22 protein-coding genes are annotated in these 25,279 nt (G+C 68.7%); 9 read left to right on the plus strand and 13 right to left on the minus strand.

What is annotated here, in order from left to right; translation table 11 throughout:
• Window positions 1-473 precede the first annotated feature (473 nt).
• Complete coding sequence (locus tag M9914_11340) at window positions 474-674, plus strand: SHOCT domain-containing protein (protein MCO5174772.1); 201 nt, start codon at window positions 474-476, stop codon at window positions 672-674.
• A gap of 56 nt (window positions 675-730) precedes the next feature.
• On the opposite strand, the gene M9914_11345 is transcribed toward M9914_11340, so the two are convergent.
• A complete protein-coding gene (locus M9914_11345; GenBank protein MCO5174773.1) occupies window positions 731-1,048 on the minus strand; it encodes a hypothetical protein in 318 nt (105 codons plus the stop codon).
• Window positions 1,049-1,387: 339 nt separating this feature from the next.
• Between M9914_11345 and M9914_11350 the strand changes: the two genes are divergently transcribed.
• From M9914_11350 to M9914_11365, 4 genes are read left to right on the plus strand one after another with little or no spacing between them, the layout of a single operon-like run.
• Window positions 1,388-2,113, plus strand: coding sequence for a TnsA-like heteromeric transposase endonuclease subunit (locus tag M9914_11350; protein MCO5174774.1), 726 nt, complete (start codon window positions 1,388-1,390; stop codon window positions 2,111-2,113).
• 26 nt (window positions 2,114-2,139) lie between these two features.
• Entirely contained in the window at window positions 2,140-4,320 is a 2,181-nt protein-coding gene (locus M9914_11355; protein ID MCO5174775.1) for a Mu transposase C-terminal domain-containing protein, read from the plus strand.
• Window positions 4,321-4,356: 36 nt separating this feature from the next.
• Window positions 4,357-5,526 carry an ATP-binding protein gene (locus tag M9914_11360; protein MCO5174776.1) on the plus strand — a complete coding sequence of 390 codons (1,170 nt, stop codon included), beginning with the start codon at window positions 4,357-4,359 and terminating at the stop codon, window positions 5,524-5,526.
• Between the two features lie 32 nt (window positions 5,527-5,558).
• Window positions 5,559-8,066: a TniQ family protein gene (locus M9914_11365; protein ID MCO5174777.1), complete on the plus strand. Its 2,508-nt coding sequence runs from the start codon at window positions 5,559-5,561 to the stop codon at window positions 8,064-8,066.
• 451 nt (window positions 8,067-8,517) lie between these two features.
• Here the strand turns inward: M9914_11365 and M9914_11370 are convergent, their stop codons facing one another.
• The 5 genes from M9914_11370 to M9914_11390 form a co-directional block, all read right to left on the minus strand.
• Window positions 8,518-9,318, minus strand: coding sequence for a class I SAM-dependent methyltransferase (locus tag M9914_11370; protein ID MCO5174778.1), 801 nt, complete (start codon window positions 9,316-9,318; stop codon window positions 8,518-8,520).
• Window positions 9,319-9,396: 78 nt separating this feature from the next.
• Complete coding sequence (locus tag M9914_11375; protein MCO5174779.1) at window positions 9,397-10,047, minus strand: GNAT family N-acetyltransferase; 651 nt, start codon at window positions 10,045-10,047, stop codon at window positions 9,397-9,399.
• A gap of 85 nt (window positions 10,048-10,132) precedes the next feature.
• The gene (locus M9914_11380; protein ID MCO5174780.1) at window positions 10,133-11,362 is read right to left on the minus strand and encodes an MFS transporter; all 1,230 of its coding nucleotides are present in this window, start codon (window positions 11,360-11,362) and stop codon (window positions 10,133-10,135) included.
• Window positions 11,363-11,542: 180 nt separating this feature from the next.
• Entirely contained in the window at window positions 11,543-12,346 is an 804-nt protein-coding gene (locus M9914_11385; GenBank protein ID MCO5174781.1) for a lipoate--protein ligase family protein, read from the minus strand.
• Window positions 12,343-12,648 carry a hypothetical protein gene (locus M9914_11390; protein MCO5174782.1) on the minus strand — a complete coding sequence of 102 codons (306 nt, stop codon included), beginning with the start codon at window positions 12,646-12,648 and terminating at the stop codon, window positions 12,343-12,345. The genes M9914_11385 and M9914_11390 overlap by 4 nt, the downstream gene beginning before the upstream one ends.
• A gap of 87 nt (window positions 12,649-12,735) precedes the next feature.
• On the opposite strand from M9914_11390, the gene M9914_11395 reads away from it, so the two are divergent.
• Window positions 12,736-13,683 carry a hypothetical protein gene (locus tag M9914_11395; protein ID MCO5174783.1) on the plus strand — a complete coding sequence of 316 codons (948 nt, stop codon included), beginning with the start codon at window positions 12,736-12,738 and terminating at the stop codon, window positions 13,681-13,683.
• 56 nt (window positions 13,684-13,739) lie between these two features.
• Window positions 13,740-14,030, plus strand: coding sequence for a sulfurtransferase TusA family protein (locus M9914_11400; GenBank protein ID MCO5174784.1), 291 nt, complete (start codon window positions 13,740-13,742; stop codon window positions 14,028-14,030).
• Here the strand turns inward: M9914_11400 and M9914_11405 are convergent.
• The 4 genes from M9914_11405 to M9914_11420 all read right to left on the minus strand — a co-directional run bounded on the left by M9914_11405 (window position 13,978) and on the right by M9914_11420 (window position 19,330).
• The gene (locus tag M9914_11405) at window positions 13,978-15,747 is read right to left on the minus strand and encodes an AAA family ATPase (GenBank protein MCO5174785.1); all 1,770 of its coding nucleotides are present in this window, start codon (window positions 15,745-15,747) and stop codon (window positions 13,978-13,980) included. The genes M9914_11400 and M9914_11405 overlap by 53 nt on opposite strands.
• 100 nt (window positions 15,748-15,847) lie before the next feature.
• Window positions 15,848-17,440: a DEAD/DEAH box helicase gene (locus M9914_11410; GenBank protein ID MCO5174786.1), complete on the minus strand. Its 1,593-nt coding sequence runs from the start codon at window positions 17,438-17,440 to the stop codon at window positions 15,848-15,850.
• Window positions 17,441-17,663: 223 nt separating this feature from the next.
• On the minus strand, window positions 17,664-18,635 hold the full coding sequence (locus M9914_11415; GenBank protein ID MCO5174787.1) for a hypothetical protein: 972 nt from the start codon (window positions 18,633-18,635) through the stop codon (window positions 17,664-17,666).
• Entirely contained in the window at window positions 18,632-19,330 is a 699-nt protein-coding gene (locus M9914_11420) for a hypothetical protein (GenBank protein ID MCO5174788.1), read from the minus strand. The genes M9914_11415 and M9914_11420 overlap by 4 nt, the downstream gene beginning before the upstream one ends.
• 227 nt (window positions 19,331-19,557) lie before the next feature.
• Here M9914_11420 and rpsT point away from each other — a divergent pair, with 227 nt between their 5' ends.
• Window positions 19,558-19,836, plus strand: a complete 279-nt coding sequence (gene rpsT / locus M9914_11425; protein ID MCO5174789.1) for a 30S ribosomal protein S20 — start codon at window positions 19,558-19,560, stop codon at window positions 19,834-19,836.
• A 177-nt stretch (window positions 19,837-20,013) separates the two neighbouring features.
• Window positions 20,014-20,814 carry an RNA methyltransferase gene (locus M9914_11430; GenBank protein ID MCO5174790.1) on the plus strand — a complete coding sequence of 267 codons (801 nt, stop codon included), beginning with the start codon at window positions 20,014-20,016 and terminating at the stop codon, window positions 20,812-20,814.
• Window positions 20,815-20,822: 8 nt separating this feature from the next.
• On the opposite strand, the gene M9914_11435 is transcribed toward M9914_11430, so the two are convergent.
• The 3 genes from M9914_11435 to M9914_11445 all read right to left on the minus strand — a co-directional run bounded on the left by M9914_11435 (window position 20,823) and on the right by M9914_11445 (window position 25,202).
• Complete coding sequence (locus M9914_11435) at window positions 20,823-21,500, minus strand: uracil-DNA glycosylase (GenBank protein ID MCO5174791.1); 678 nt, start codon at window positions 21,498-21,500, stop codon at window positions 20,823-20,825.
• 116 nt (window positions 21,501-21,616) lie between these two features.
• Window positions 21,617-22,060, minus strand: a complete 444-nt coding sequence (locus tag M9914_11440; GenBank protein MCO5174792.1) for a hypothetical protein — start codon at window positions 22,058-22,060, stop codon at window positions 21,617-21,619.
• A gap of 13 nt (window positions 22,061-22,073) precedes the next feature.
• Window positions 22,074-25,202, minus strand: coding sequence for a DNA polymerase III subunit alpha (locus tag M9914_11445; protein ID MCO5174793.1), 3,129 nt, complete (start codon window positions 25,200-25,202; stop codon window positions 22,074-22,076).
• Window positions 25,203-25,279 lie beyond the last annotated feature (77 nt).

Raw genomic sequence — 25,279 nt, forward strand, 5'->3', positions numbered from 1 at the left:
GGGGCGGCTTCATGATGCCCGCCGTGGGTCCCGACTGGAGCGACGAGCAGGTCACGGACGTGATCGCCTACATCAAGGAGTGGTGGACGCCGCAGCAGCGCGCCGCGCAGGCGCGCTTGGGCGGAACGCCCTAGCGGGAGCGCGCCGGCTGTTGGCCCTGGGACATCTGGAACGGAATAGGAGGAACGCGGTGAACACCACGGCATCGGAGTACGCCGCCGCCACGCGACGCTTGCATGACGAGAGCGAGTACCTACCAGTCGACAGCAGGAAGCCTTGGGCCGCGCCGCTTTACGCTGACTTTTCACGCTAAATACCGAGGCACAAAGCTGCAGTAATGCACCTCATTATTGGTGCCGGAAGGAGTTCTCGATGAATAGCCATTGCCAGTCCAGCAAGCAGCTACGGGCGAACGCAGGAGGCGCCCCGTGATGGGGTACGGCGGTTGTGGCCTAGGTGCGGGAGGCTTCGGAATGATCATCTTCTGGATCCTCGGCATTCTCGCAATCGTCTGGGTCGTTCGTGAGTTCGGTGCCGGCAGGATCCGTCCCCGAAGCAGCATCGAGCCGCCCACCGCTCCGCCACAGGATTCGGCGCTCGCGATCCTCCGCGACCGTTACGCTCGAGGTGAGATCGACGAGGAGGAGTTCGAACGGCGCAAGCGGAGCCTTTAAGAGACATGCCCGCACCGCGCGGGGACAGCGCATCCTCGACGCTTTCGGGGCGCAGGTCAGCGTGCGGATCGAACGCCTCGCGCCGGCCGAACAATTGTCGGGCGCGTCACCCTTGGAGGTAATACGCGAGTCCAGTCGGCCTCCGTCACGCGCGGGAGCATCTCGCCCGTCGCCTGGCACGCCGCGCGGCAGTCCTCGTTGAGGCGGATGCAGCGCACCAGGTCAGCCACGTTCGCCTCCCCGAGGCAGGCGTCGGCGCAGGTGGTGCTGGCTTGCGCGCAGGCGTAGCATTCGTCGACGCACTTCGCCAGCACGGAGAACTCGATCTGGGACTGGCGCGGGTGGGCCCGGAACATGTCGGCTGCTTGCGTCATGAGTTGCCTCTCGTCAAAACCTTAGCGGCGCCATCTAGGAGGCCAGGTACGGCTGCACGAGACTGAAGAGGCGTTTGGAGGGCCACGGGCCCGCACCCAAACCTAGGCGTGCCGGCCCAGCCGGCCCTTGGCCGTGAGTCCCGTCCAGGGCGCGGCATGCCCGTGGACCGGTCGCTTTCGATCGTTTCGGTCAGGCAAGTAGTACCGAGGTGTTGGCTCGACGCGGGGGCGCGTCAACCGCAGGTGAAGCACGGGTGGTTCGGTGTTTCTTCTTGGTTTGCGCTCAGCGCGAATACCTAATATTCAGGCATTCTTGGTGTGTTTGGTTTGGAGGCGCAGTTGAAGATCGCCATCTCCTTCCTTGATGCCCAGCTCCGGCTTCACGAGGCGGTCGCCATCGACAACGTTGCGGGCCGCGACTCCATCGGGTACCACTCCATCCGCAAGATTCCCGCCTACAAGGGGCAGGGCCACCTTCCCGGCTTCTATTGGTTCAGCGGCATCAACCAGCTCGTGCCTTACGAGAGCCGGCTCGAGATGTTCACCCTGATGGGGTTCGATTTCGATGGCGGCGTGATAGGCGTTCTTGCTCAGCCGCTGATGCTTCATTTCGAGCGCGGCGGGCAGGCGTTCAGGCACGTGCCCGACTTCCTGGTGTGGCGTGTGGGTGGTGGTGTCACGGTGGTGGACGTGAAGCGCGCGGAGCAGGCTGGCGCGAGCCGGAACCGGCGAGCTTTCGAGAGCACGGAGGTCGCCTGCCAGCACCTGGGGTGGGGCTTCGAGGTGCGCACTGAACCCGATGACAGTTACCTAGCCAACTTGAAGTGGCTGGCCGGGTACCGGCGCCGTCCACCGCGCTTCGAAGCGATGGCGAGAGAATTGATCGCCTGCTGTGCCGATGGGGCGGTTTCGGTCCGCCAACTGCTCGCCCGGATGGAGCAACCACTGTTGGCGCGCCCAGCGTTATTCCACCTCCTTTGGAAACGGGTCCTGAGGTTCGACATGACAGCGGTCCTCAACGAGCGCTCGCTGGTCTACCTGTCTACTAGCGATGTGGCGGCATGAGGCAGCGAGCGAGGCTTGAGGCCGGTGTGAAGATCTGGTGGGATGGCCAACCGTGGACCGTCACCGGATTATTCGCGGGCGAGATCGAGGTGCAGGATCTTCGCGGTAAGCGGGCGCGGATCTTGATGAGCGTGGTCACCGAGGCGCCCGACTTCAAAGTCCTGACGGGCGCAGAGCCTGGGGAGGAGGGCGCGAGCCCCGTCTACTTGGATGCGGTGCCGCCGGAGCTTCTACGGGCAGCCGAGGAGCTGGAACGGCAGCTCATGGAGGCGTTGACGGGGTACCAGCACGGTTCCCGGGCTCTGGCGCTCGAGCATGAGCCGCGTCCGCAGTATGACCCGGAGTTCACCACCGTGCGGCAGCGGACTACCGCCAAGGCGCGCGAGTTGGGGATCGGTTTCAGCACGCTCTGGCGCTACAAGCAGAAGTACGAGGAGCGCGGCCTAGTGGGCCTCGTGGACGAGCGCAAACTGAGTCCGCTGAAGGACTTCGCGCGGGTGGACGACCGCGTCAAGTTGGCTCTCGGGGCGGTGCTGGACGAGTTGACTGAGGAGTCGAACATCCCCAAGACGCAGTTGCGGCGGCGCACGAGGCGGAAGCTCAAGGACTTCTTCCCGGACGAGGCCGTCGAGTTGCCGTCCGAGAAGACGTTCAACAAGCTTGTCGACCGGATGGCGGCCGGGCGCGGCACCTTCGGGGCGGCCAAGGCGCGCCGCAGCATCGCCAACCGCCCTAGCAACCTCTACCGCTACTTCCAGGTGGTGCGTCCGGGCGAAGTCGTGCTGATCGACTCGACCTCCTTGGACGCGTTCGCTCTTGATCCGTTGACCTTCAAGTGGGTGCAGGTGCAGTTGACCATCGCCATGGACTTGTACACCAACTCGCTTGTGGCGTGGCGGTTCACGCCCGTCTCCACCAAGGGCGTGGACGCCGCGCTGTTGCTCTACGACGTGGTGAGGCCCAAGTTCATGCGTAACGGGTGGCCAGAGAACGCCCGCTGGTCATACGTGGGCCTGCCGGAAGCCATCGTGGTCGAGCTATTGGGCGATGCGGATCAGAACCTCGACGGGCAAGCGCTAGGCGGTCTGGCTGGGGTTCCGTTCCTCAACCCGGAAGCCGTGTGGGTGGACCGGGGGCGCGTGTTCATCTCGCGGGCGTTCCGGGACGCGTGCGTGCGGCTCGGGATAGACCTGCAGCTCGCCCGCCCCTACACCCCGACGGACAAGGCGCAGGTGGAGCGACTGTTCCGCACCATCCGTGACAACTTCGTGGTGAACCTCAAGGGTTACAAGGGTCCGGACGTGTACTCCCGCGGCAAGGACGTCGAAAGCGAAGCGTTCTTCTTCATCGACGAGATCGAAGCCGAGTTCGCCGGCTGGGTCGCCACCTACTGGCAGAACCGCACCCACGACGGTCTCGAGATCCCCGACCTTCCCAAGATGGACCTGAGCCCCAATCGGATGTACGAGGAAGGGCTAATGCGGGCGGGCTTCACGTACGTGCTGCCAGATCCCAACCTGTACTTCGAACTGCTGCCGACGGAGTGGCGCAAGATCCAGCATTACGGCATCGACCTGCGCGGCCTGCGTTACAACAGCGAGGTCCTTGACGAGTGGCGCGACGCGCCCTCGCCCTACCCAAACATCCGCGACGGCGCTTGGCCGATCCGCTACGACCCCCGCGACCTGTCCGAGGTGTTCTTCCACGATCCTACGCTGGGCGAGTGGCATGCCATCCCCCGGCATGGCGCTTCCCCCGTCAATCGCCCCTTCAACGACGCCACCCTCAGCTACGCGAAGTCCTTGGTCATCGCGCGCGGTGGCGCCACGGCGGCGGACCGCCGCAGGGAGCTGAACCAGGCGCTCGACGACCTGCTGGATAGGATCGCGGCGCTGGAGGTCGAGGGTCGCAAGGAGCGCCGCCTTGCCGCCGTGCACGCCATGCGCACCATCGAGGCGCATGAGGAGCGGCGGCGCGCCGCGCCCCAGCGGCAGGTTGACAGCGTGATGGAGCCCGACGCGGAAGCCGACCTCGATGACCTCTTCGGCCCCGACGAGCCCCTGCAGAATGCGGGCTCACTCGGGCCCGAAGGCGCGACCGTTCAGGGCTTCCCGGCCGCAGGCGAGCTCGACCCTGAGCCTGAGGAGCCCGGGAGCGAGCCCCGTAAGCGCCTCGCCGTGCTGGACCCCGATGACTTCAGCGTCTAGCGGGGGGCGCCGCCTGAGAGCGGCACTGGGAGGTTGATGACCATAGCCGACGTGGTGGACAACATGCTTGCCAACTTCTCCGACCTGTTGGCCGAGGACGTTCCGTTCGCGCGGGAGAACCCCGAGAACTACGTGGCGTGGCGCGAGTTCGTTGCCAGGCCCGATCCGAAGAAGCCGCTCTTGCCTTCCATGGCGCAGTACCAGGCGATGAGCGACGCGGAGAAGGCCTCGTTCGACCTGGCGCGGAAGATGTACCACAACACCTTCGGGCCGCTCACCTCCCGCACCATGAAGAAGGTTCACGACCAGGTGATCCGCCTCGCGTGGGACAACCTCCGCACCGCTCCCGGGGCCCGTCAGGGCGCGATCGTGGACGGGCAAGCCACGCTCGGCAAGACCACCATCGTGCTGCACATGGGCCGCATCTACGAGGGGCTGGCGCAGCGCGCCTACGAGGGCAAGGGCCTGCACGGAACCCACGTCGAGTTCATCCCGGTGGTCTACAGCAGCGTTCCCTCGAGCACCACGCCCAAGAAGCTGCTGCAGGCATTGAACAAGTTCTACGGCAATCCCTTCGCGGAGCGCGACTCCGAAGCGAAGCTGAAGAGCCGGCTACACGACATCGCCGTGCAGTGCGGCACCAGCCTGTTCATCCTCGATGACATCCACAACCTGCACCGCGGCAACAAGAGCGCCGACAGCGTCAACGACCTCATCAAGGAACTCGCGAACCTGATCCCCGCGACGTTCGTTTACGCCGGCATCAACTGCGAGGACTCGGTGCTGCTGATGGACAGCCGCACCGGGGGGAAGGGCCGCTTCACCCAGACCCAGTACCGCTTCGCTCTGCACAAGGTCGACCCGTTCCCGTACGACGTCCATCTGGCGGGCAAGTCGGCGTGGCTGGAGTTCCTCGCGAGCGTCGAAGAGCACCTGTGCCTGATCGAGTACAGGCCCGGCTGGCTGGTGCAGCAGGAGCGCTACCTCTACCTCCGTACCGAAGGCGGCATCGGCAGCCTGATCCGGCTGGTGCGCGCCGCCGCCAACGCGGCGATCCGGGACGGCAGTGAGACCCTGTCCCGGGCTGGCCTTGAAAACATCCGGCTCGCGGAGGGCGCCGAACGCTACTACGCCGAGAAGAAGGCGGCCCTCGCGGCCATCAAGGACTCCCCGGAAGCGGTCGCGCGCCTCCTCAATGCCTCATGAACCCACTGCCACCCGCGCCTTCGCGGCACCCCATGCCGTTACCGCGTTCCCTTAGGCCAGTGGCGGGGGAATGGTTCGCCAGTTATATCGACCGCTTGGCTCACCACCTCGACGTTCCACTCATCACCCTCCTCCAGCGCGTCGGCATCACGAGCACCGAGCGGATGAGCGACGTGCCATCCGGCTACGGGGCGTACCTCGCTCCCGAAGCCCTGGCGGCCTTCGCGCGCGCCACGCATCTCACCACCGCCCAAGCGAGGGCGCTGCTGTTGGAGCGGTACCACGATGTCTGCCTCGACTTCAGCGCGCTCTACCGGGGCGAGGTGACGCAACTCGGGGCCCTCGGGCTTAGCGAGTGGGTGTACGCCTCCGGCTCGCACCTCTGTCCTGCTTGCATGGAGGAGGACGGCGGCGCGTGGCGGGTGGCGTGGAAGCTGCCGTGGTCGTTCATGTGCGTGAAGCACTCGAACCTCCTGGCGGCAGAGTGCCCGCAATGCGAGCTGCGCTTCGCCGCCTGGCGGCGCGACGGTCAACTGCGGCCCATGTTCGGAAGCCAAGTTCCCAAGCCTGGATTGTGCACGAACACGGGCCCCTCGAGCGGCAAGCGCGGCGTAAGAGCGGGCCAGTGTAGGCACGACCTCAGGACGGTCGACGTCGTACCAGTACAACCCGGGTCGGAGCTATCCCGGGTACAGGCTCGGATCGACGAGGTCTTGGAGGCGGGCTCGGCGACGCTGGCGGGTACCACGGTGGCGGCGCCAGAGTTCTTCCGCGTGCTGCGCGGAACGGTGGCGTTGATCATGTACGCGGCATCGGCCAAGGATGTGTCGAGCCTGGTCGGAGAGACAGCGCCACGCGAGGTGAAAGAGAGCCTGGAGCGCTGGTTCGACACGCGGGATGCGACTCTCGCTAGGCTGCAGCGAAGCAAGGAGGTCGCCGCCCAGGCCGGCGAGAAGCGACGCATCGCGCCGCAGAAGATGACTGCCTTCGCACCAGCCGACCCCGCCTTGATGGGCGGGCTGCTGAGCGCAGCCACCGCGTACCTCGATGCTGGATCGGTCATGGAGGCCGCTCACAGAATGGCGCCCTTGCTCGAGATGGGTAGCGCACGTGGCGGCGGGACCTCGAGCTTCATCACCCGGCTGGGATTGCCGCCGTTCTTCATGCAACTGTATTCGCTCACGTTCGACACGAAGCGCGAGTACCTGTTCGACCCACGTCGCCCCGCCCAGACGGGCTCCAAAGGCAGCTACGCGTTTGAACCGCGGCACATCCCCCAGCTCTTCTGCCGCGACGAATACGACTCCCGGTTCCGGAAGTTCTTCGAAGGCCTGGCTCTCAGGGAGGAGACCGTACGGCTAACCCTGTCAGTCCTTCTTGCGGAGCTGGTGGTCGACGGTTCGCGCGCGGAAGGGCTCAAAGCGCTCGGAGTAGAAAGAAGCGCCGTTCGCGGCGGTGTCGATAAGGCCATCTTCCTGTTACGAGAACGGGGCGCGGCCCTTGAGGCGTTCGCTGAACTGCACGCCGTGGCTGAAGCGCTGTCGACGAGCGAGCGGCTAGTGGACTATGCCCAGCGCCGGACGCGCTTCGCCACCTTCACGTGCGTCCCGCCGGTGGACTGGGCCTTCATCGCCAAGCGGGCGACCATGAACCCCGGTCTAGCGGGCGGTCGAGACGAGTTCGCCGCAACGATGGCGTGGGAGCAGTTGACGGGCAGCGATTGGCGCGGCGCTCCTGCGTTGCGCTTCCGTACAGGGAACGAAGGGGCCTCGCGCGAGACCTACCTCCGCTTCGCGAACTCCGCCACGGCGGAGTTCGCGGCCATGATGGCGCTTTACGTGCAGTACCTCGCCGACGGCGGTGAACTGGACGGGTTCGTGTACTGGGCCAGCCCGGAGATCCTGGAGCGCCACGGCATGGAAGGAGGGTACGGGTTCGGGCCCGCGCACGTGCCGCAGCTCTTCTGGCGGGACCAGTACGACGTTCACTTCGAACGGTTCTTCCAGGCGCTTGGCGTCTCTGCGCCCACCGGGCGCGCTGCGGTCTCCGTGGCGCTACTCGAGCTCGTTTTGAGCATGCCGAGGGCTCAGATCGGCGCGCTGATCGGCATCGACGAACGGAACATCAGAGGCGGCGTTTCGGCGGCATTACAACGGGTGCGGGCCGGTGAGCATGCGGCCGCCTTCGAGGAGCGCCTCACAGCCTCTGCGGCGGCATTGGGCCGCAACGAAGCGAGGGTGGACTTTAGGGAGCGCGGTGCTCGCCTTGCCGGCTTCACAAATGTCCCCGAAGCCGAGTGGCGGGACATCTGCAAGCGCGCCGGCGTACATGTCGGCCGACAAAACGTACGTAGCGCACACGCTGCCGCCTGGATCTGGGGAGAGCTAATGCAGCGAGACGTACGTGACTCACCAGCGTTCAAGGCGCTGGTGCGAAACACTCACCAGGACTACGGCATCCATCAGAAGTTCGTTCGCGAGCAGGTCCCGATCATGAAAGGCGCGCTCCTGGAGTACGGCGAGTCCCTTCTCCACCCTTAGGTCGTGGATGATGTCTGGATGACGACGGTCGCGAGGCCACGCCGATCGCTGCTTCGCTGTGTTTCACGGCGAAGCAGAGAAACACCTGGTGTTTCTCTCGCCCTGGAACCGCTTGCCTTCGCGGGCGTTGATTGGTCGGGTGCCTTCGAGAGTAGGAAATCCTCACTTCAAGTTCCGGGTTGTGCTCTCAGATCATCTTCGGGGCTTGCCTGAAACTTCGTGATTCATCGCTTGTCTGTTCTAAGTTCTAGCGTCATGTCTACACGAGGGTAGAGGACGCCGGTGTAAGAATGGCCCAGGCCGATCTGGCACATGTGGAACCTGCTCGGCGGGGTGGTGAAGGGTTGGCGGCCGCGGGTCTAGTCGGTCTCCGGTTCTAGCCGTCCGGAGCGCTTGGTCGGCACCTGCCGATCAGGGGTCGGTAGCGAGCCGGGCGATGAAGGTCACCCACTCAGGCTCCACCTGGTAGCCGAGCTTCTGGTTGAGCCGCCTTGCGCGCCACTAGGAACAGGAACAGCGGGATGCGCAAGCGCCGCTCGTACTCCTGCTCGCTCTGGAAGTTCTCTCTTGCCGGATGGGATTCGCGAAGCCTCTCGAGCCGTAGGCCACTGTTCTCGATGAGGTCCAGCCAGTCGTTCAGCGTGTGGTGGTACTTGACCACTTCTCGACCCAGCCACTGGTGTGGCCGCGCGCCGGTGCGGAAGTAGTCGTCGACCAGCCAGGAAGTGCGGCGTCCGTCGGCAAGGCTGGCGAAGCTCGACGTGATGACGGGGTGCTCTACCGACACCACCAGCCGCCCGCTCGGGCGCAGCGCCTTTCGTACCTGCCGGAACACACCATCGAGATCCTCGACGTAGTTGAGTGCGAGCCGGGACGTCACCAGGTCGGCGCCGGCGGCCTCGGCGCTCCACTCCTCGATGGCCTGATGATCGACCCGACCGGCAAGACCCTCCAGGTTGTGCCGAGCGAGGTCGGCCATGCGCTCGGACACCTCGATGCCCAGGTACGAGCGTGCGCCTGCTTCGAGCGCTTCGCGACCGAAGGCGGTGGCGCCAAAGCCGAGGTCGATGATGTCGAGTCCGCTCAGGCCGCCGACAAGCCCGAGGAAGGTCGGGCGTTCGATGGCGTCGTTGGGGTTGTCGGGACGCTGCCGGTGCTCGAGATAGGTGCTGGCTACGCCGTCGTGGTCGTAGAACCCTCCATCGTCTGACATCGAGTGGAGGATAAGGCATGGATCGCGATGCTCGGGCACCGCTGGTGGCGGGTCGTCTCCAAGGGTCCATCGCTACCCGCTCGATCGAGTCGCTGCCGAGCTGGCCTTTCCTAGCCCTCACCCCACGAGATCGATCCGCATGACGACCCGCCCAGGCGTCGGCCTACTCACCTCCGTGAGCCCGGCGGAAGCGAAGATGCTCGGCGTTCCCACGAACAGTGGGCCGGCGGGCTGCTTGGCGCCGGGGGTCGTGTGCCGCGCGTAGCCTTCGACGGCGCTGGCGCCGTGGGCTCGCGCGTACTCCACCGCGGCGCGCGCCAAGGCCCGGCTCACGCCCTGGTTGCGGAAGCCGTGGCGAGTGACGAAGCAGGTGATGGCCCAGACGCTGGCGTCGGACTTGACCTCGTCGCGGCCGGCCCAAGGTACGCGCGCCGTCTGCAGGCGGGGGTAGGCCGTGCGCGGCTCGACGGCGCACCAACCGACGGGCTCTTCACCCAGGTAGGCGACCAGGCCGGTGGTGTGCGTGGCCTCCGGGTGGCCGCAAGCCGTCTGGCGCCTCAGGTCGGCGGCTCGTTCGGCACGGGGCGTTGACCGCCACTCCGTGCGCGACAGCTTGAACCATTGACACTGGCAGCCGGATGCGTCCCCGCCCTCGGTGAAGACCGTCTGCAGGTCCTCCCACGACGCCTCGTTGGCCGGCCGGACGGTCACGGACGCGTCGTCGGTGGTCGCCTGATCCGTAGGTGGCTTACGCTTCGTCGTGGACATGGCACAACCTAGCACCGCCGAGGGCGCCGTGCGCGACCGAAGGCACTGCCCGCTGGAACGGGTGAGCCGGTCACGCCTCACAGCTTCAATCGGCTAGTGGCGCCTTCCGATCACGCATCGCCGCCCACTGCGGCAGCAGCCCCGGCAGCGTCGTGGTCACGAAGTAGGCAGCGCCGGCGGTCAGCAGCGAGTTGACCAGCCCGAAGGCCGTCACCAACGACCCGCCCACCAGGCCGCCGAACGGGATGCCCGCCCAGGACATCGACGTCCCTAGCCCACGCACGGTGCCGAGCATGTTCCGTGGGATGCGCTCGAACTGCAGCGCGCCGATGATCGGGTTCAGGAAGCCGCTGCCCAGGCCGGCTATCAGGTAGGTGGAGAGGATGGCGGGGACGCCGGCTCCGAGGGCCAGCACGAAGAAGCGTGGCGCGCCGGCGAGGATGAAGCCCACCAAGTACACGAGCCGGCGGGGGAGCCGGTGGCCCCACGCGGCCGCGACGAGGCTCGAAGCTATCGAGGCGCCGCTGAGCACCGCGGCGAGCAGGCCGAGGAACTCGGGGCCGAGGCCGCGGTCCATGACCCATAGCGGCATCAGGATCGAGAACATGGCCCCGTCGAGCAGATTGGTGATCGCGACCATCCCGTAGATCGCCAGGAGCAGCGAGTCGCGGCGGATGAAGTCGAACCCTTGCTTGAGCCGCGCGAAGTACCCGAGCGCTGGAGCGGCGCCGCCTTCGCTCCTGGAGTCGGGCAGGCCGGCGGCCGTGATGCAGGCGCTCACGGCGGCGAGGACGGCCGTGACGGCGAGGGTCCCGGAGCCGCCCCAGATGCCGATGAGGACCCCACCGATGGCGGGCCCCAACGTCGACGCGGTCCGCTCGACGGTGGCTATCAGCCCCGTCGTCCGCTCGAGCGGAACCCCGGCGCGGCTGGTCACGTCGGGAACGAACACGCTCTTCGCGGAGTTGGCCGGTCCCTCCGCGGCCCCCGCTAGGGCGAGCAGCAGCATCAGGAGGGGCAGGCTCAGCAGGTCCGACGCGTGCAGCAGCGGTATCGCCCCCATCGCGAGCGCGACGAGCGCGTCGCCGAGGACGCTGATCCGCTTGGGCCCGACGCGGTCGATCAGCGGTCCGGAGAGGGCCTGCGCCAGCACGTACGGCGCCATCTGCGCGAAGACCACCATGCCGGTCTGCAGGGCACTGCCGGTCGTGCTGAGCACGAACCAGGGGACCGCCAGTGACGCCAGCCGGGTGCCCGTCCACGCCAGACCGTTCGCGGCCAGAAGCGTGGTCAGGCCGCGCCAGCGGTGAGGCAAAGGATCACTCGCCTGCTGCGGGGTAGGCACGTGGCGTTCAGCCTACCCGACTGGCCGGCACCGCGAGCCTGCTACCAGGTCCAGTGGACCCGCTACCGTCTGCCACGCGACTGCGGGTCCGGGCCGGGTCTCGGCATGCCGAGAGCAGCGGGTGAGGGTCGGCGCCAGTAGCTCTGCGCCTCAGGGCAGCAGGTACCGCCACTCGTCGGCCAGGAACTTCTCCTTGGCGAGCGCCTCGGCCTGCGCCAGTTCGGCAGGCGTGATCTCGTCCTCCCTGAGCCCGCGAAGACCGGCGAAGGTCTCCACGAGCCGATCGATCACGACCTGGCGCGGCAGCTGCGTCTGCTGCCTGAGAGGGGCCACGCGCTTGTTGGCGCTCACGCTGCCCTTGTCCGACAGCTTCTCCCGGCCGATGCGCAAGACCTCGAGCATCTTCGCCGGGTTCATGTCGTACGCCATGGTCACGTGGTGCAGCACCGCCCCGCCGCGCCGCGTCTGGGCGGCCCCGCCGATCTTGCCGGCGGCGGAGGAGATGTCGTTGATGGGCACGTACTCCGCCTCCACACCGAGCGAGCGCAGGCCCTGGATGACCCACTCGTCCATGAACGCGTAGGAGTCGATGAACGACATGCCCTTCACGAGCGAGTCGGGCGCGTAGAGCGAGTAGGTGATGGTGTTCTGCGGCTCGATGAACATGGCCCCGCCGCCCGTGATGCGGCGCATGACGGCGATGTCGTGCCTGGCCGCGCCTTCAGGGTCCACCTCGTTGCGCACGGACTGGAAGCGCCCGAGGATGACGGCGTTGCCTGCCCACTCCCAGATCCTCAGCGTGGGCCGCCTATGCCCGGCGCCGACCTCGTAGGTGAGCACCTCGTCGAGCGCCATGTGGAGCTCGGGCGCTTGCGGGCCCGTGCGGATCAGCTGCCAGTCGAACTCGTTCCAGCGGTGGCGGAAGCGGGTGAAGCGGTCGGCCTCGACGCTCATAGGCGCTCCCGCGGGCTGCCGTCCGTCACGGCGCGCCGGACCGCCACCGCGACCCCGCGCGCGTCGAACCCCATCAGCATGACGTCGGGTCCCAGCTTGCCGTCTATGCGGGCGGCCAGGTCGTCCTCGCCCGCCTCGGCGGGGGCGCCGGTCAGCGCGGCCACGATGTCGTCGAGCGCCTCGGGGGGCTCGAGGAAGAAGTCACCGCTGACGTGGACATCAGTCAGGCGCCCGTCGCTCAGTTCCAGATCTACCACCACCAGCTTGCCGCCGGGTTGTTTGAACTCGCCATGCAGGGGCATGAGGACGATGATATCGCCGCCAAGCCGCCGCCCAGGTTGACCAGGGTCAAAGCGTAGTAGTCGGCTCGGGATTAATCTGCGCTTGACATGGCAGACCTGCCCGTACCGACCGTCCCCGCTGTCGCGAGTAACGTGGCGGCGCGCCTCGCGAACGCGAGCGTCGAGGTCAGGACCGAGACGCCGCTCCTCCCCAAAGCCGCCTTCTTCCTCATCTCGGTGGCCTCGCTCGTGGGCGTCTACTTCACGGGTAGGCTCCACGGTCTCGAGGGCGTGGGGCTCGTGTGGCGGTGGCTCCACTTCTGGGGTCTCGCCCTGGCGTCCGGCATGCTGGCGTGGCGCCTCTTCTACCTGCGGCGCTCGGAGAGCGGCCTGAGCGACGAGCACGTCGGCGCGCTCTTCCGTGACCTCCTGGGGCAGGTCGGCGTGCTGCGCCGTTTCCTCGTCCCGCTGCTCCTGGTTGGAGCTCCGGCACCCTGGTTCGTCGCCTACCTGAGCCCGTGGCAGGCAGCGGCGCTAACGACCATCAGCCTGGCGACGGCCCTGGCCGTCCTCGGAACGCACGAGCGCCGGTCCGCGGCGTTCGCCGCGTTCTCCCTCGGCCTGGCGGGCCTCGCGCTCTGGGGCTGGTCGGACAGCGCGGGCCTCGCCCCCTTGGCCGCGATCAGGACCGTGCACCTCTGGGCGTTCGCCGCCTGGCTCGGGGGCGCGCTCTTCAACCTCGGCGCCGCCGTGCCGTCCGGGCGGCGCAACGCCAACCTCGATGCCGTCGTCGCCGGCGCGCGCCAGCTCGAGCGCTTCAGGTGGGTCGTGCGGACCGCCCTGCCGACGGTCATCCTCACGGGCGTGTGGATGGCTCTGCGCTACGGGGGCGTCACGAGCCCGTTCTGGCAGGCCGGTCTCGGCCTCCTCGTGCCCCTCAAGCTCGTGCTCATCCTCGCGCTGGTCGTCATCTTCATCACGTGCCCGCTCTACCGGGCGTGCTCGCCCGTTCGCGGCGTCTGCAACCTCGAGGACCTCGAGCCGGTCGGCCGATGAGGGCGGGCGGGGCAGTGGAGCGGCGGTCTGGCGGCCGGGAGGCACCGGAGCGGCCGGTGGCGGGTCCGGCCGGGGAAGGTGCCGTCCACAAACTGGACAACCGGGGCTCGCCCTGCTCGCTCGGCCTCCTGCGCGTGAAGCAGAGGCTCGCGGAGATGCCGTTGGGCGACGTCCTCGAGGTCGCCACGCGCGACCGCTTCGCGCCCTACGAGGTGCCGGCGTGGGTGGAGCGTCAGGGGTTGGAGCTCGTAGCGCTCTGGCGTTCGGGCTTCTGGCTCTTCTCGACGACCACCTTCACGATCCGTAAGACCGTCGCCGTGCTGCCGCCAAGGCAGAAGGTCGTCTAGCCGAACGTCCACCGGACCGCGCCATCGCGCCGGCCAGCTTCAGCACGCCGTTCCACCGCCGCTCCAGCTCGCTGGTCGGCGGGGTCCTGGCTTGGCGCCTCAACCGCTCCGCCACCGCTCCCCGGCGCGCCTCCAGGAAGACGTACTCGCGCTTGGCGCGGGTGAGCGCCACGAACAGGACGTTGGCCTCGGCTTCCTCGTCGGCTGCGTCCTTCCCGGCGATGCCGAGGCTCTCGGGGCGCAGGAGGAGCACCCGCTCCGCTTCGCGCCCCTTCGCCTTATGGATGGTGGAGAGGAGCACGCCGTCGCGGACGCCCTCGCGTGCGAGGAGGTCGTGCGCCAACGCCTCGAGCTCCGCGAACGTCAAGGACGGTGGCCGCAGCAGCGACGTCAACCGGCGCTCGGCACGCCGCTCCTGCCCAGCCCGCAGCAGTAGCGCGAGGGCGTGGTGCGCGTCCGCGCTGTCGGTCAGGCGCGCCGGCAACGCCGAGCTCGTGAGGAGCTGCCGCTCGAGGTGCGCGGCTTCCTCGCTAGCGTGTCGCTCGACCAGGCTCACGGCGGCGGCCGGCAGGCGCTCGGCGCCGCCGAACACGGTCCGCGCCAACTCCAGGACCGCGTCGACGATCTCCTCGCCCAGGACGCGCGCCGGCACCCCGGCCTCGGCGAGCGCCAGGGCGGCGCGTAGCAGCGGCGCGTTGACGCGGCTCAGCACCAGATCGCCGGGCCTCGCACCGCGGGCCAGGTCGCCCTCGATGCCGAAGCGCACGGTCCCCGGCCCCGCACCCGGAGCGGGCTCCATCTCGGGCGCGAAGCGGCGGGCGAGCATGACGTGCCTGACCGGGCAGCGGTACGAGACGGAGAGCGGCAGCACGGTGGCGCCCGTACGCTCCCCGACCCGCTCGAGTGAACGGCGGTCCGCGCCCGCGAAGGCGTAGATGGCCTGGCGCGGGTCGCCGACGAAGAGCGCCCGCGCGCCCTCGTCGACGAGGCGCAGGACGAGCTCCAGGCTCATCCTGCTCAGGTCCTGCGCCTCGTCGACGCAGGCGAAGTCGTAGCGCTCGAGCGGGTGACGGTCCGTGGCGGGCAGGTAGACCATGTCCGTGAAGTCGACCTCGCCGCTCGCCGCCGCGTGCCTCCCCTCCGCCAGGAGCGGAGCCAGCAGCCCTACCAGGTCCGGCAGCGTGGCCTGCGGCACCGGGCTCTCCAAGCCGTAGCGCGTCGCGAGGGCCATGAGGGCGGCCGCGTCCGTCGGCTCGACCAGCTCGATCCGGGCGAAGTCGGCCAGCGTGGCCAGGAAGTCGGCCACCGTCCCGGACGCGAGCTCGGGCGCGCGCGCCTCGAGCAGCACGAGGGCGAGCCTCCGGTACTTGGTGACGGCAGGCGGCCGGTTGGCCACCGCCGGATGGCTCCGCACCAACGCGGCGCGCCCGAGGGCGTGGATAGTGGTGGCCTCGACGCCGGGCGGGAGGCGCGCCCGCAGCTCGGCGGCCGTCGAGCGGTTGAAGGCGAGGAAGCAGGCCCTCGTACCCGGCGGCAGGCGGCGTGCGACGCCGACGAGCGTGGTCGTCTTGCCGCTCCCGGCGGTGGCCATGACCAGCCCGTTGCGCCGCGTCTTCTCCACGTGCTCGAAGACGGCACGCTGGTAAGGGCTCGGGGAATCCGGCGCCGGATTCCGCCCCGCGGGTCGCTTGGCTTCGGGCTCGACGGCTGTGTGCATGAGAAGGTCCCGCCTGCGAGCATCGCTCGGCAGCGGGACCGCGAACTAGCGGACCGGGCCTAGGTCTGTTGGGTGCCGGCCCGGTGGTCGCCTTCGCGCCTCAGTCCTGGCGGACGGCTTCCTGCCTGCGCGGACCGTTGCGCCGGTGCTGCGGCGGCCGACCGCTCGCTCCGCCCCGCTCGCCGCCCCGGTCGTCCGCTCGCTGCTGACGTTCGTGCTGCGGGCGCCTCGCCTGCCCGCCTTGCGGCTGGGACTGGCCGGAGCGGCCTTCGCCTCGGCCGTTGGAGGCCCGTGAGCGCTCACCGCTTTGCGCGCCGCCGGAAGGCGGGCGCTGGCCGGCGGGTGAGCCGGCGCTGGCCTGCTGGCCGCGCGGGCCGCGGCTGCTGCCGCTGCCGGAGCGCCGCCTGTTGCCGCCGCGGCGGTCGCCGCCTACGCTGCCACCGCGGGCGCTGCCGGCGCTGCCACCGCGGGCGCCGGAACCCTCGCGCTTGCTGTCGAGGGCCTCGAGCTCGGCCACCGGGCCGGCGTAGCCGTCCACGGGCCGCCGTTCGATGCGCATGTGCAACCTCCGCTCGAGCTGGCGCACGTTGTCGAGGTCGTTGATGGTGACGAACGTGAGCGCCTCGCCGCTGCGCTCGGCCCGACCGGTGCGGCCGATGCGGTGCGTGTAGGCCTCGGGCGTGTCGGGGAAGTCGTAGTTGATGACGTGCGACACGCGGGCGACGTCGATGCCGCGAGCCGCGATGTCGGTGGCGACGAGCACGTGGTACGTGCCGTCCTTGAAGCCGTCCAGCGCTTCCTGCCTACGCCGCTGCGAGAGGTTGCCCTGCAGCTCGGCGACGAAGTGGTTCGCCTTGTCGAGCGTGGCGGCCAGGCGCTTGGCGCGGTGCTTCGTGCGGGTGAAGACGAGGACGGAGCGGAGGTCCTTGCCCTTGAGCATCTTGAGGAGGAGGTCCGTCTTCGCGGCCTCGTCCACCGGGATGAGCGCGTGGTCGATGGTCTCCGCCGGGGCGACGCGGCTGATCTCGACCTTGAGCGGGTCCGTGAGGAGGTCGTCGGCGAGGTGCGCGATCTCCTGGGGCATGGTGGCGGAGAAGAGGAGCCGCTGGGCCTCTACGGGAACGGCCTTGAGGATCTGCCTGACGGACGGCAGGAAGCCCATGTCGAACATGTGGTCGGCCTCGTCGAGGACGAGCGCCTCGACCTGCGTGAGGTCGGCGTTGCCCCGCTGCATGTGGTCGAGGAGCCTGCCGGGGCAGGCGACGATGATGTCGGCCCTGCCGCGGAGCGCGTCGACCTGCGGCTGGAAGCCTACGCCGCCGTAAACGGTGGCGCTGCGCAGGCCGGTCGCCTGACCGAGGGTGCGGAACTCATCGTTGATCTGCTCCGCGAGCTCGCGCGTGGGGGCGACGACGAGGGCGCGCACGGTGCGGCGCTTGCCCCCGCCGCCGTGGCGGGCGCCCAGGGAGCCGACGGGACCGGTGCCGAGGAGCAACCGGTGGAGGATCGGGAGGACGAAGGCGGCGGTCTTGCCGGTGCCCGTCTGGGCGAGGCCGAGCACGTGGCGGCCGGCCATGGCCTCGGCGATCGTCTGCTGCTGGATGGGCGTGGGCTTCGTGTAGCCCGCGGCGCGCACGCCGAGGCCTACCCGCGGGTCCAAGTCGAACCCGTCGAACGAATCTTGGTTTTGCATGCTGTTGTGTGTATCCTTCCTGGCCAACCACGAGCCAGGAAAGTTCAGGGCAAGCGGAAAGCGCGTAGCCACTCTACGACATCGCCGCCCAGCACATGTCGGATGGCCGACATCGCGCTCGGAGACGCGCTTGCCGCCGGGCCCGCGACGAGGCGTCGACCGCGACGTCCTGGATCGCGCCTGTGGGTGCGCTGACCGCCCGACTCGCCCGGCCGGTCCACACCTAGCTCCGAGCCGCGCCGGTCGCCGACCCGTCGACCTCCCGCAGGATGGCGCCGATGGCCGCCGCGGTGGCCGTCTGGTTGTCAACGTCGTCGCCGTTCGCGAAGGCCTCGTCGTCAAGGTAGCTGTCCGGTCCGTTGTGGCGCATGGGTCCCAGCGCCACGTTCACGAGGCGCCCGTCGCGCCGCAGCCTGTTCCAGTGTGAGCCGCGCGCTATCGGCCACCGTCCGGGGAACAGGACGCGCCCGTACAGCGGGACGCGGTCGATGGGGCTCTGCAGGTGGTAGAGGCGGTCGAGCGCGTCGAGCCCGGCGTCGCTCGCCATGACGCCCGCGAGCGAGACGACCGTGAGCGGGGCGTCGAGCGCGCGCTTCAGGAAGCGCGCGGCGACTATGCCGATCTGGACGCCCCCGCTGTAGCCGAGGATCGTTATGGGCACGCCGCTGCCAGGCACGTACCCCGCCCGCAGTAGCGAGGTCAGGATGACCTGGGCCTCGCCGCGCCCGTAGACGGAGCCGTAGCGCTGATCGGCGGCCACCAGGACCTGGAAGAGGTTGCGGATGTTGATGCTGAACGCCAAGAGCGAATGCTTGCCGGCGAGCTTGTACTCGAACATGCGCCGCCAGAAGCGCGCTAACGGGCGTTCGTCGAGCAGCCCGACGTTGCGCACGGAGTAGGGCATGAGGTCGCCGAGGATGACCGCGTGCGGCAACGCGTCGTCCAATCGGTCGAGGAGCCCCTGGACGTCGTCGTAGTTCTCGGCGCCCACCTTGGCGATGCCGTCCAGGTACACGACGAACTGCCGCGGCTCCTTGTCACCGCCGATCCGGCGGTACGCGGCGTGACTGGCCTCGTGCGGGTGCTCGAGACCTTCGCCGTACCAGCCCGCCCACCAGCCCAGCGTCTCGATGGGCGAGAGGAGCAGCGACAAGGTCAGCGCCCCGATCGCGACGGCGATGATGAGCGCGATCACGCGGCCCCGCCCGCCTTGCCGCCGGGCCGCCGCCTGGTTCTTGCGCGCGGCTCGGCGAGGCCCGGTTCGGGCGCCGAGTCGATGAGCTCGAGCCACTGGTGCCTGTTGGTCACGAGCGGCACTCCGGCGGCCTGCTTGCGCGCCAGCCTGGCTAGGGCGATGAGGGGCCGACCGACGGTGCGCTGGGCGCTGACGAGGATGAGCGCGCCGAGCGCTACGGTCAGCAGCGCCTCGAGGGGCGCCAAGCTCAGGCCTTCGGCCACGCCGACGATCGTGGCCACCACGCTCCAGATCCAGAGCAGCACGGAGATGGGCAGCCCCAGGTACGGGATGAACGAGAGGTAGCCGAAGAGGCGCGGCGCCTGGCCGAGCGCGACCATGCCAGCCACGAACGAGAAGGGTACTTCGATGCGAAGGGCGTACCGCGCCAGCAGGTAGACGGAGAGGGCGAAGAAGAGGTAACCGAACGCGAAGATCAAGGCCGAGATCAGGAGCGAGATGGCGAAGCGCCGCGGCGAGACCCGGTTGACGAAGAGCACTACGCTCTCGCCCACGGCCTCCGAGAGGCCGGCCGCGAGGAGGACGTAGAAGGCCAGCCGTAAAGCGCCGCCTCCCAGGCGGAGGAGCTCGGTGGTGCCCGGCCGCAGGAGGAGGGTGTCGCGGATGAGCGCGATCGCGGTCCCCAAGTCGAGCATCATCAAGACCCTATCAGTAAGCGAGACAGCGCGCGCTTCTTGAGTGGACCGTGCCGATGTGCTAGCATCGCCAGGCTATCGGCACCTCGAGCCGAGGGTTCGTCGCGGACGGAGTCCGCTGCGGGCCAAGGCGATGAGGGCGCGGGGCCCGGCCGGGACCCAAAGGATTCCAAAGCGCCAAGCAGGGGCGGAACAGCCCATGCGTAAAAGGAAGAACGAGGAGCAACGTGTCACAGAACGCATCCGCGATGAAGCGCCACCGCCAGTCCGAAGAACGGCGCCTCGCCAACCGGGCCAAGAAGAGCACCATCCGCACCTTCACCAAGAAGGCTGTCGCCGCCGCGGAATCCGGTGACTTCACCGCCGCCGCCAAGTACCAGAAGGTCGTTCAGGGCTTGGTCGACCGCGCCATCAAGTCGTCCACGCTGCACGCCAACACGGCCGCGCGCCGCAAGTCGCGCCTCGCCAAGCGCATCATCTCGTTGCAGCAGGGCAAGGCCCAGTAAAGCGGTACTGACGAACGGGCGGCCCGTGAAGGGTCGCTTTCGCGAGAACCGGCGGGTTTCGACCTGCCGGTTCTCGCTATATGCATGCCCAGCAGACGTCCTGGCGCGGGCGTGAGGCCGATGACGCGGCGTCGCTTCGGGGAGTCGTCGTTCCGCACGCCTGGTTATGCTGACCGGATGAACGCAGTACCTTCCGAGGGCGCCGACAACCGTGCCGGGCCTAGGGTCGTGCTCGTGCGCACGAAGGAGTCCGCGAACATCGGCGCGGCCGCGAGGGCCATGTTCAACTTCGGGCTGCACGACCTGTGGCTCGTGGCGCCGCGGTGCCGCGTCGATCACCGGTCGTACGACCTCGCCACCCACGCGGAGCCCGTGCTGAAGGGCGTCACCCAGGTCGGCACGCTCGACGAGGCCCTCGCGGACGTCACCCTCGCCTTCGGGACGAGCGCGCGACCACGCAAGGCCGAGAACTACCAGGTCATCACGCCGCGGGCCGCCGCCGCGAAGCTCGGTGGCGACACCGCCGTCGTCTTCGGCCCGGAGGACCATGGGCTGGCCAACGAGGAGCTCACACGTTGTCAGGCGCAGATCGTGATCCCGACCGTGGACTTCGCCTCGCTCAACCTCGCCCAGGCCGTTCTGGTAGTCGCGTACGAGTACGCGCAGGCCGGCGGGCGCCCCGAGGCGCCCGCGCTTGCCGGGGACGGCGAGTCCGGCGACCCCAGGCACACGCCCGCCAGCCGCGACCAGCTCGAGCGCTTCTACGCTCAACTGGAGGAGACCATGCTGCGGATCGGCTACACGGACGATCGCCGTGCGCCTGGCATGCTGCGCGTGTACCGCGGGCTCGTCGACCGCGCCGAGCCGACGGCGCATGAGGTCGCGGCTTTCCGCGGTCTGCTCAGCCAGGTGGTCTGGGCCACGGGGCAGGCAGAGGCGAGGTCCGAGGCACCGCGTTCGGGTCCGGGCGAGCCCTGAACCTGCGCTCAAAGTCCGGCTAGCGCTTTGGCCTGGCCGAGCACGTCGTCGAACATCGCCGGCGTGAGCCTGCCTGTGTTGGTGTTCTGGAAGCTGACGTGATAGCTGTCGATGAGGGTGAGGGCGCCGCTCGCCTGCCCGCCTGGCAACCCTCCCAGCTCATGCACCGCCCCATGGGCGAACGGATGGGCCGCCAAAGTGGTGCGCAAGCCGCGGGAGCGCCATACCGAGAGCGCGGCGTCGTGCCCGATCTTGCCGATGGCCAGCGCCACGCGGGCCGAGCTCAGGCCATCGAGGTCATGGGCCAGCCAGCGCCGGCAGTCGACCAGCTCGTCGCGCTCCGGCTTGTTGCCGGGCGGGACGCAGCGCATGGCCGCGGTGATCCACACGCCCGTGAGCGTGAGCCCGTCGTCTCGCGCGGTGGCCGCCGGCTGCGACGCCAGCCCGGCGCGGTGCAGGGCTGGGTAGAGGAAGCCGCCCGAAGCGTCGCCGGTGAACATGCGCCCTGTGCGGTTGCTCCCGTGGGCGCCGGGCGCCAGGCCGACGAGGACGAGCTTGGCGTCCGGGTCGCCGAAGCCGGGCACGGGCGCACCCCAGTACTGCGCGTCGCGGTAGGCGCGGCGCTTCTCCCGCGCGACGCGCTCGCGGTACTCGACCAGCCGGGGGCAGAGCCGGCACGAGGCCAGGGCGGGCGGGTATGGGCTAGTGGCGGGGCGGGAAGTCCCAACTAGTTCAGCCTTTACATTTCTGCCCGGTTTCCGTTAATCCTTTGACAGTCGACACGTGGACGTCGAATCAACCTCTACGGCATCTCGCTCATCGGCTCTACTCGCGCCTCGTAGGGATCGCCCACGGCCAGACCAGGTACCGCGCCCCTCAGCTGAGCGAGCGCGTCCGCGAACCAGGCGGCGAACCGCTCGAACGCGAACGACGGCGCTGCGCTGCCGAGCCACCAGTCGGTCGGGCCGGTGCCGTCGCCCGAGTCGAGCGACCTAGCCGCCTCCTGGCAGTCGGCCAGCGCGAACCGGCACGCCTCGACTACCTCCGTGATCTCGTCGCCCGTCAGGCGATCGAAGCGGCCGGCGTGCGAGAGGTACAGCTGCTGCGTGCAGACCGCCCGCATCCACGCCTGGTAGAGGGTGTCGTGCTGGTCGCCGGTGACGCCGGCGGTCGTGAGTAGCGCGTCCATCAGGATCGTGTGCGCAAGGTCGTTCTCGAAGCGGGTGTGGGTTGCTGGTCGGGTCATGTGCTCCTCCTGGTTAGCCGAACTCGTAGCCGTGCACGGTGACTGGTGAGTCCAGTTGCGCTAGCGTCTGGGCTTTGAGCGTGAGTTGGTGGCCGGTGTCCTCCACGGTGGCGTCGGCGACGATCAGCGCCGCGTCACGTAGGAGCGTGCGGTGCGTCTCCCACAGTTCGGGGGAGATGATGAGCTGCGCGCGCGTCGGACCGTCCTCGAGCACGTAGAACGCGAAGCCGTTGGCGGTCTGTGGTCGCTGCCGGCTCACGACCAGCCCGGCGGTCCTGACGACTGACCGTAACGGCTTGCGGCGCAGGCTGGCCAGCGGCAGGCAGGCGAGCTCGCGGAGCTGGTCACGCAGCAAGTCGAGCGCGTGAATCTCCAGCGTCGAGTAGCGCATGGTGGCGTGATCCCACGTAAGCCGCTCACCAAGCTCAAGCTTGGGAAGCTCGGGCGTTTCTGGCAGTGGGTCCAGGATGCGCGGCGTGTCCGACCATGGCAGTTCGCCGAGGCTGCCGGCGCGGTAGAGCTGCTCGCGGCGTTCACCCAGGGCGTCGAACGCCCCGGCGCGCACGAGTAGTTCGAGCTGCTCGCGTGGCAACTGCCGGCGGCGGGCGAGATCGTCGATGCTGGCGTACGGTCCGTGCACGAGGCGCTCGTGCAGGATGCTGCTGGCGGTGTCGGTGCTGATGCCGGTGATGCTGGTGAGGGGTGGTCGTACGCCCTTGGTGCGCTGGCCGTCGACGACGCAGCGCTCGCACCTGTAATGCCCACCCGAGGCGTTCACGTCCAGGGGCAGAAACGGTACGCCCCAGTTGCGTGCCTCCTGGCGCTTCGTGGCCTGCGACCACATACCGGGCTCCTCGTTGAGGATGGCGGCCATGTACTCGGCCGGGTAGTTGACGCGCAGCCAACCGCTAGCGTAGGCGTGCACGGCGAACGCCCAGGCGTGCGACTCCGCGAACCCGAACCCCTGGAAGCCCTTCACGGCATCGAACACCCGCTCCGCCTCCGCAGCGGTGGCACCGACGTACCGTTGCGCGCTCGCGATGAACGCCTGCCGGTCCGGCTCGATGTCCGCCAGGTCGGTCCAGGACGACACCTTCTTGCGGAACTTGTCCGCTTCGATCCAGGTCATGCCGGCGAAGTGCACGGCGATGCGCAGCACGTCCTCCTGGAAGAGCAGCACCCCGTACGTCTTCGCCAGGATCGGCTCGAGGCTGGGGTGCCAGTACGTGACCTTCTCGCGACCCTGACGCCGCTTCAAGTACGGGTGCACCGTGCCCGACTGGATAGGCCCGGGCCGGATGAGCGCCACCTGATGCGCGAGATCACGCAGGTTACGGCTGCGCATGGCACGGCTCGTGTGCTGCTGGCTCGGACTCTCGACTTGGAACAGGCCGAGGGTGGCGCCCTCACAGATGAGGTCCCACACGCGCACGTCGTCCGGCAGCCGCGCCAAGTCGAGCCACACGCCCTCCATGCGCACGACCTCCTCGCGGGCCCGCTCGAGCGCCGCCAGCATGCGCAAGCCGAGCAGATCGAGCTTGATCAGGCCCATCGCCTCGGCGTCGTCCTTGTCGAGCTGCAGCAGCTTGATACCGCCACTCGAGCGTTCGAGCGGCGAGTAGTGGGTGAGCGGGTCGCGGGCCAGCACCACGCCGCCGGCGTGCGGCGCCAAGTGCCGGACGTGCTTGCGCTCCATGCTCGTCAGGAGCCCGAGGAGCACGTCCACGACGGGCGCGGCGGCGAGCACCTCACGAAACGCCACGTCCGCCCGCGCAGCGGCGGACGGTCGGAGGCCGCGGAAGTCGCGACCCAACGCCTTGGTGAGCAGGTCGCGGACCTCAGGCGGGATGCCCAGCGCGCGGCCGAGGTCCTGGATGGCCAACGGCAGGCGGTACGTGATCTTGTTGCACACCATCGCCTCCGTCTCCGCCCCGAAACGCTCCTCCACCCACGCCAACACCTCATCACGCCGCGCAGACGAGATGTCGATATCCACATCCGGCATGCTCGTCTTGCCCGTGTGCAAGAAGCGCTCGAACAGCAGGCCGTGCTCGATCGGATCGATCATCGTGATGCCAAGCAAGTAGCACACGACGCTTGCAGCGGCCGACCCGCGACCGGCCGCAAGGATCCCGTGACGCCGACAGTAGTCGGTCACCTCGGCCGCCACCAGGAAGAAATCCGCCAGGCCGAGGCTGCGGATGGTGACTAGTTCCTCCTCGAACCGCGCGCGAGCGTCGACTAGACGGTCGCCGGGGTAGAGGCGGGTGAGGGCGGCGTAGCAGCGCTCCTCGAGGTGACGTTCGGGCGCCTCACCGCCCGGCACACGCGCCTTCGGTGGCGTGAGCCGCTCCGGCAGCAACTGAAAGGTCGCGCTCTCGGCGATCCAGTCGGCGTTAAGGACCGCGTCCGGGAACGGCAGGCGCTCCACGACCTCCTCGGGACTAGCTAGCGCCTGACAGGAGTTCTGCGGGCGCCTAGCGTGCGGCTGCTCCACCGTGATGCCCAGGCGAGCGCACGTGAGCGCGTCGTACAAGCGGTAGTCGTCCTCTGTGGCGTAGCGGACCTCGGGCGCGGTGACGACAGGCAGGCCGAGGCTCTGCGCGAGCCGCCGGATGACGCGAGCACGCCGCGAATCCCACCGGTACTGGTCGTGAAAGAGCTGCACGTAGAACCGCTCAGGGAACGCACCCTGCAACTGCCGGAGCAACTCCTCGAGCTGCGTCACGCGGCGCTTGGCCAACAGTTCGGCCACGACGCCGTCGCGTGGGCCGGAGAGCAGGATCACGTCCTTGGTGTTGGCCAGCAGCACGGGTAGGGGCACGTCGCGCTCTTCGCGGACATGGGCGACGCTCAGGAGGGTGCAGAGCGTGCCGTAGCCGGCGCGTGAGGCGGCCATTAGCACCATGGGGTAAGGCGTGCCGTCGATGCTCACCGGCACGGTCGCACCGATCAACGCCCGGACGCCGTGCTCGCGAGCAGCCTCGAACAGCTCGACGCCGCCCGTGACGTTCAGGTCGTCCGTAAGCGCCAGGTACCGGTAGCCGAGTTCGGCAGCGCGCCTGACCAACGTCGTGGGGCTGGCCGTGCCAGCGCCGAGGCTGTAGTACGAGTGCACATTGAGCAGAGCGGACAGACGCACGAGCACCTCGATCCGGGGGCGGCGCGCTGGCCAGCTCCCTGGTGCCCGAAAGATTACCCGCGGTAAACCAGGGTGTC

Source organism: Trueperaceae bacterium (assembly GCA_023954415.1).
Taxonomy (GTDB): Bacteria; Deinococcota; Deinococci; order Deinococcales; family Trueperaceae; genus JAAYYF01.

What these genes read in the sequence shown, in the direction of transcription:
- M9914_11440 (MCO5174792.1), bottom strand. Translation starts at nt 22,060, where the DNA reads ATGACCCGACCAGCAACCCACACCCGCTTCGAGAACGACCTTGCGCAC.
- M9914_11360 (MCO5174776.1), top strand. Translation starts at nt 4,357, where the DNA reads ATGACCATAGCCGACGTGGTGGACAACATGCTTGCCAACTTCTCCGAC.
- M9914_11340 (MCO5174772.1), top strand. Translation starts at nt 474, where the DNA reads ATGATCATCTTCTGGATCCTCGGCATTCTCGCAATCGTCTGGGTCGTT.
- M9914_11420 (MCO5174788.1), bottom strand. Translation starts at nt 19,330, where the DNA reads ATGCTCGACTTGGGGACCGCGATCGCGCTCATCCGCGACACCCTCCTC.
- M9914_11405 (MCO5174785.1), bottom strand. Translation starts at nt 15,747, where the DNA reads ATGCACACAGCCGTCGAGCCCGAAGCCAAGCGACCCGCGGGGCGGAAT.
- M9914_11375 (MCO5174779.1), bottom strand. Translation starts at nt 10,047, where the DNA reads ATGTCCACGACGAAGCGTAAGCCACCTACGGATCAGGCGACCACCGAC.
- M9914_11390 (MCO5174782.1), bottom strand. Translation starts at nt 12,648, where the DNA reads ATGCCCCTGCATGGCGAGTTCAAACAACCCGGCGGCAAGCTGGTGGTG.
- M9914_11385 (MCO5174781.1), bottom strand. Translation starts at nt 12,346, where the DNA reads ATGAGCGTCGAGGCCGACCGCTTCACCCGCTTCCGCCACCGCTGGAAC.
- M9914_11365 (MCO5174777.1), top strand. Translation starts at nt 5,559, where the DNA reads ATGCCGTTACCGCGTTCCCTTAGGCCAGTGGCGGGGGAATGGTTCGCC.
- M9914_11410 (MCO5174786.1), bottom strand. Translation starts at nt 17,440, where the DNA reads ATGCAAAACCAAGATTCGTTCGACGGGTTCGACTTGGACCCGCGGGTA.
- M9914_11345 (MCO5174773.1), bottom strand. Translation starts at nt 1,048, where the DNA reads ATGACGCAAGCAGCCGACATGTTCCGGGCCCACCCGCGCCAGTCCCAG.
- M9914_11430 (MCO5174790.1), top strand. Translation starts at nt 20,014, where the DNA reads ATGAACGCAGTACCTTCCGAGGGCGCCGACAACCGTGCCGGGCCTAGG.
- M9914_11395 (MCO5174783.1), top strand. Translation starts at nt 12,736, where the DNA reads ATGGCAGACCTGCCCGTACCGACCGTCCCCGCTGTCGCGAGTAACGTG.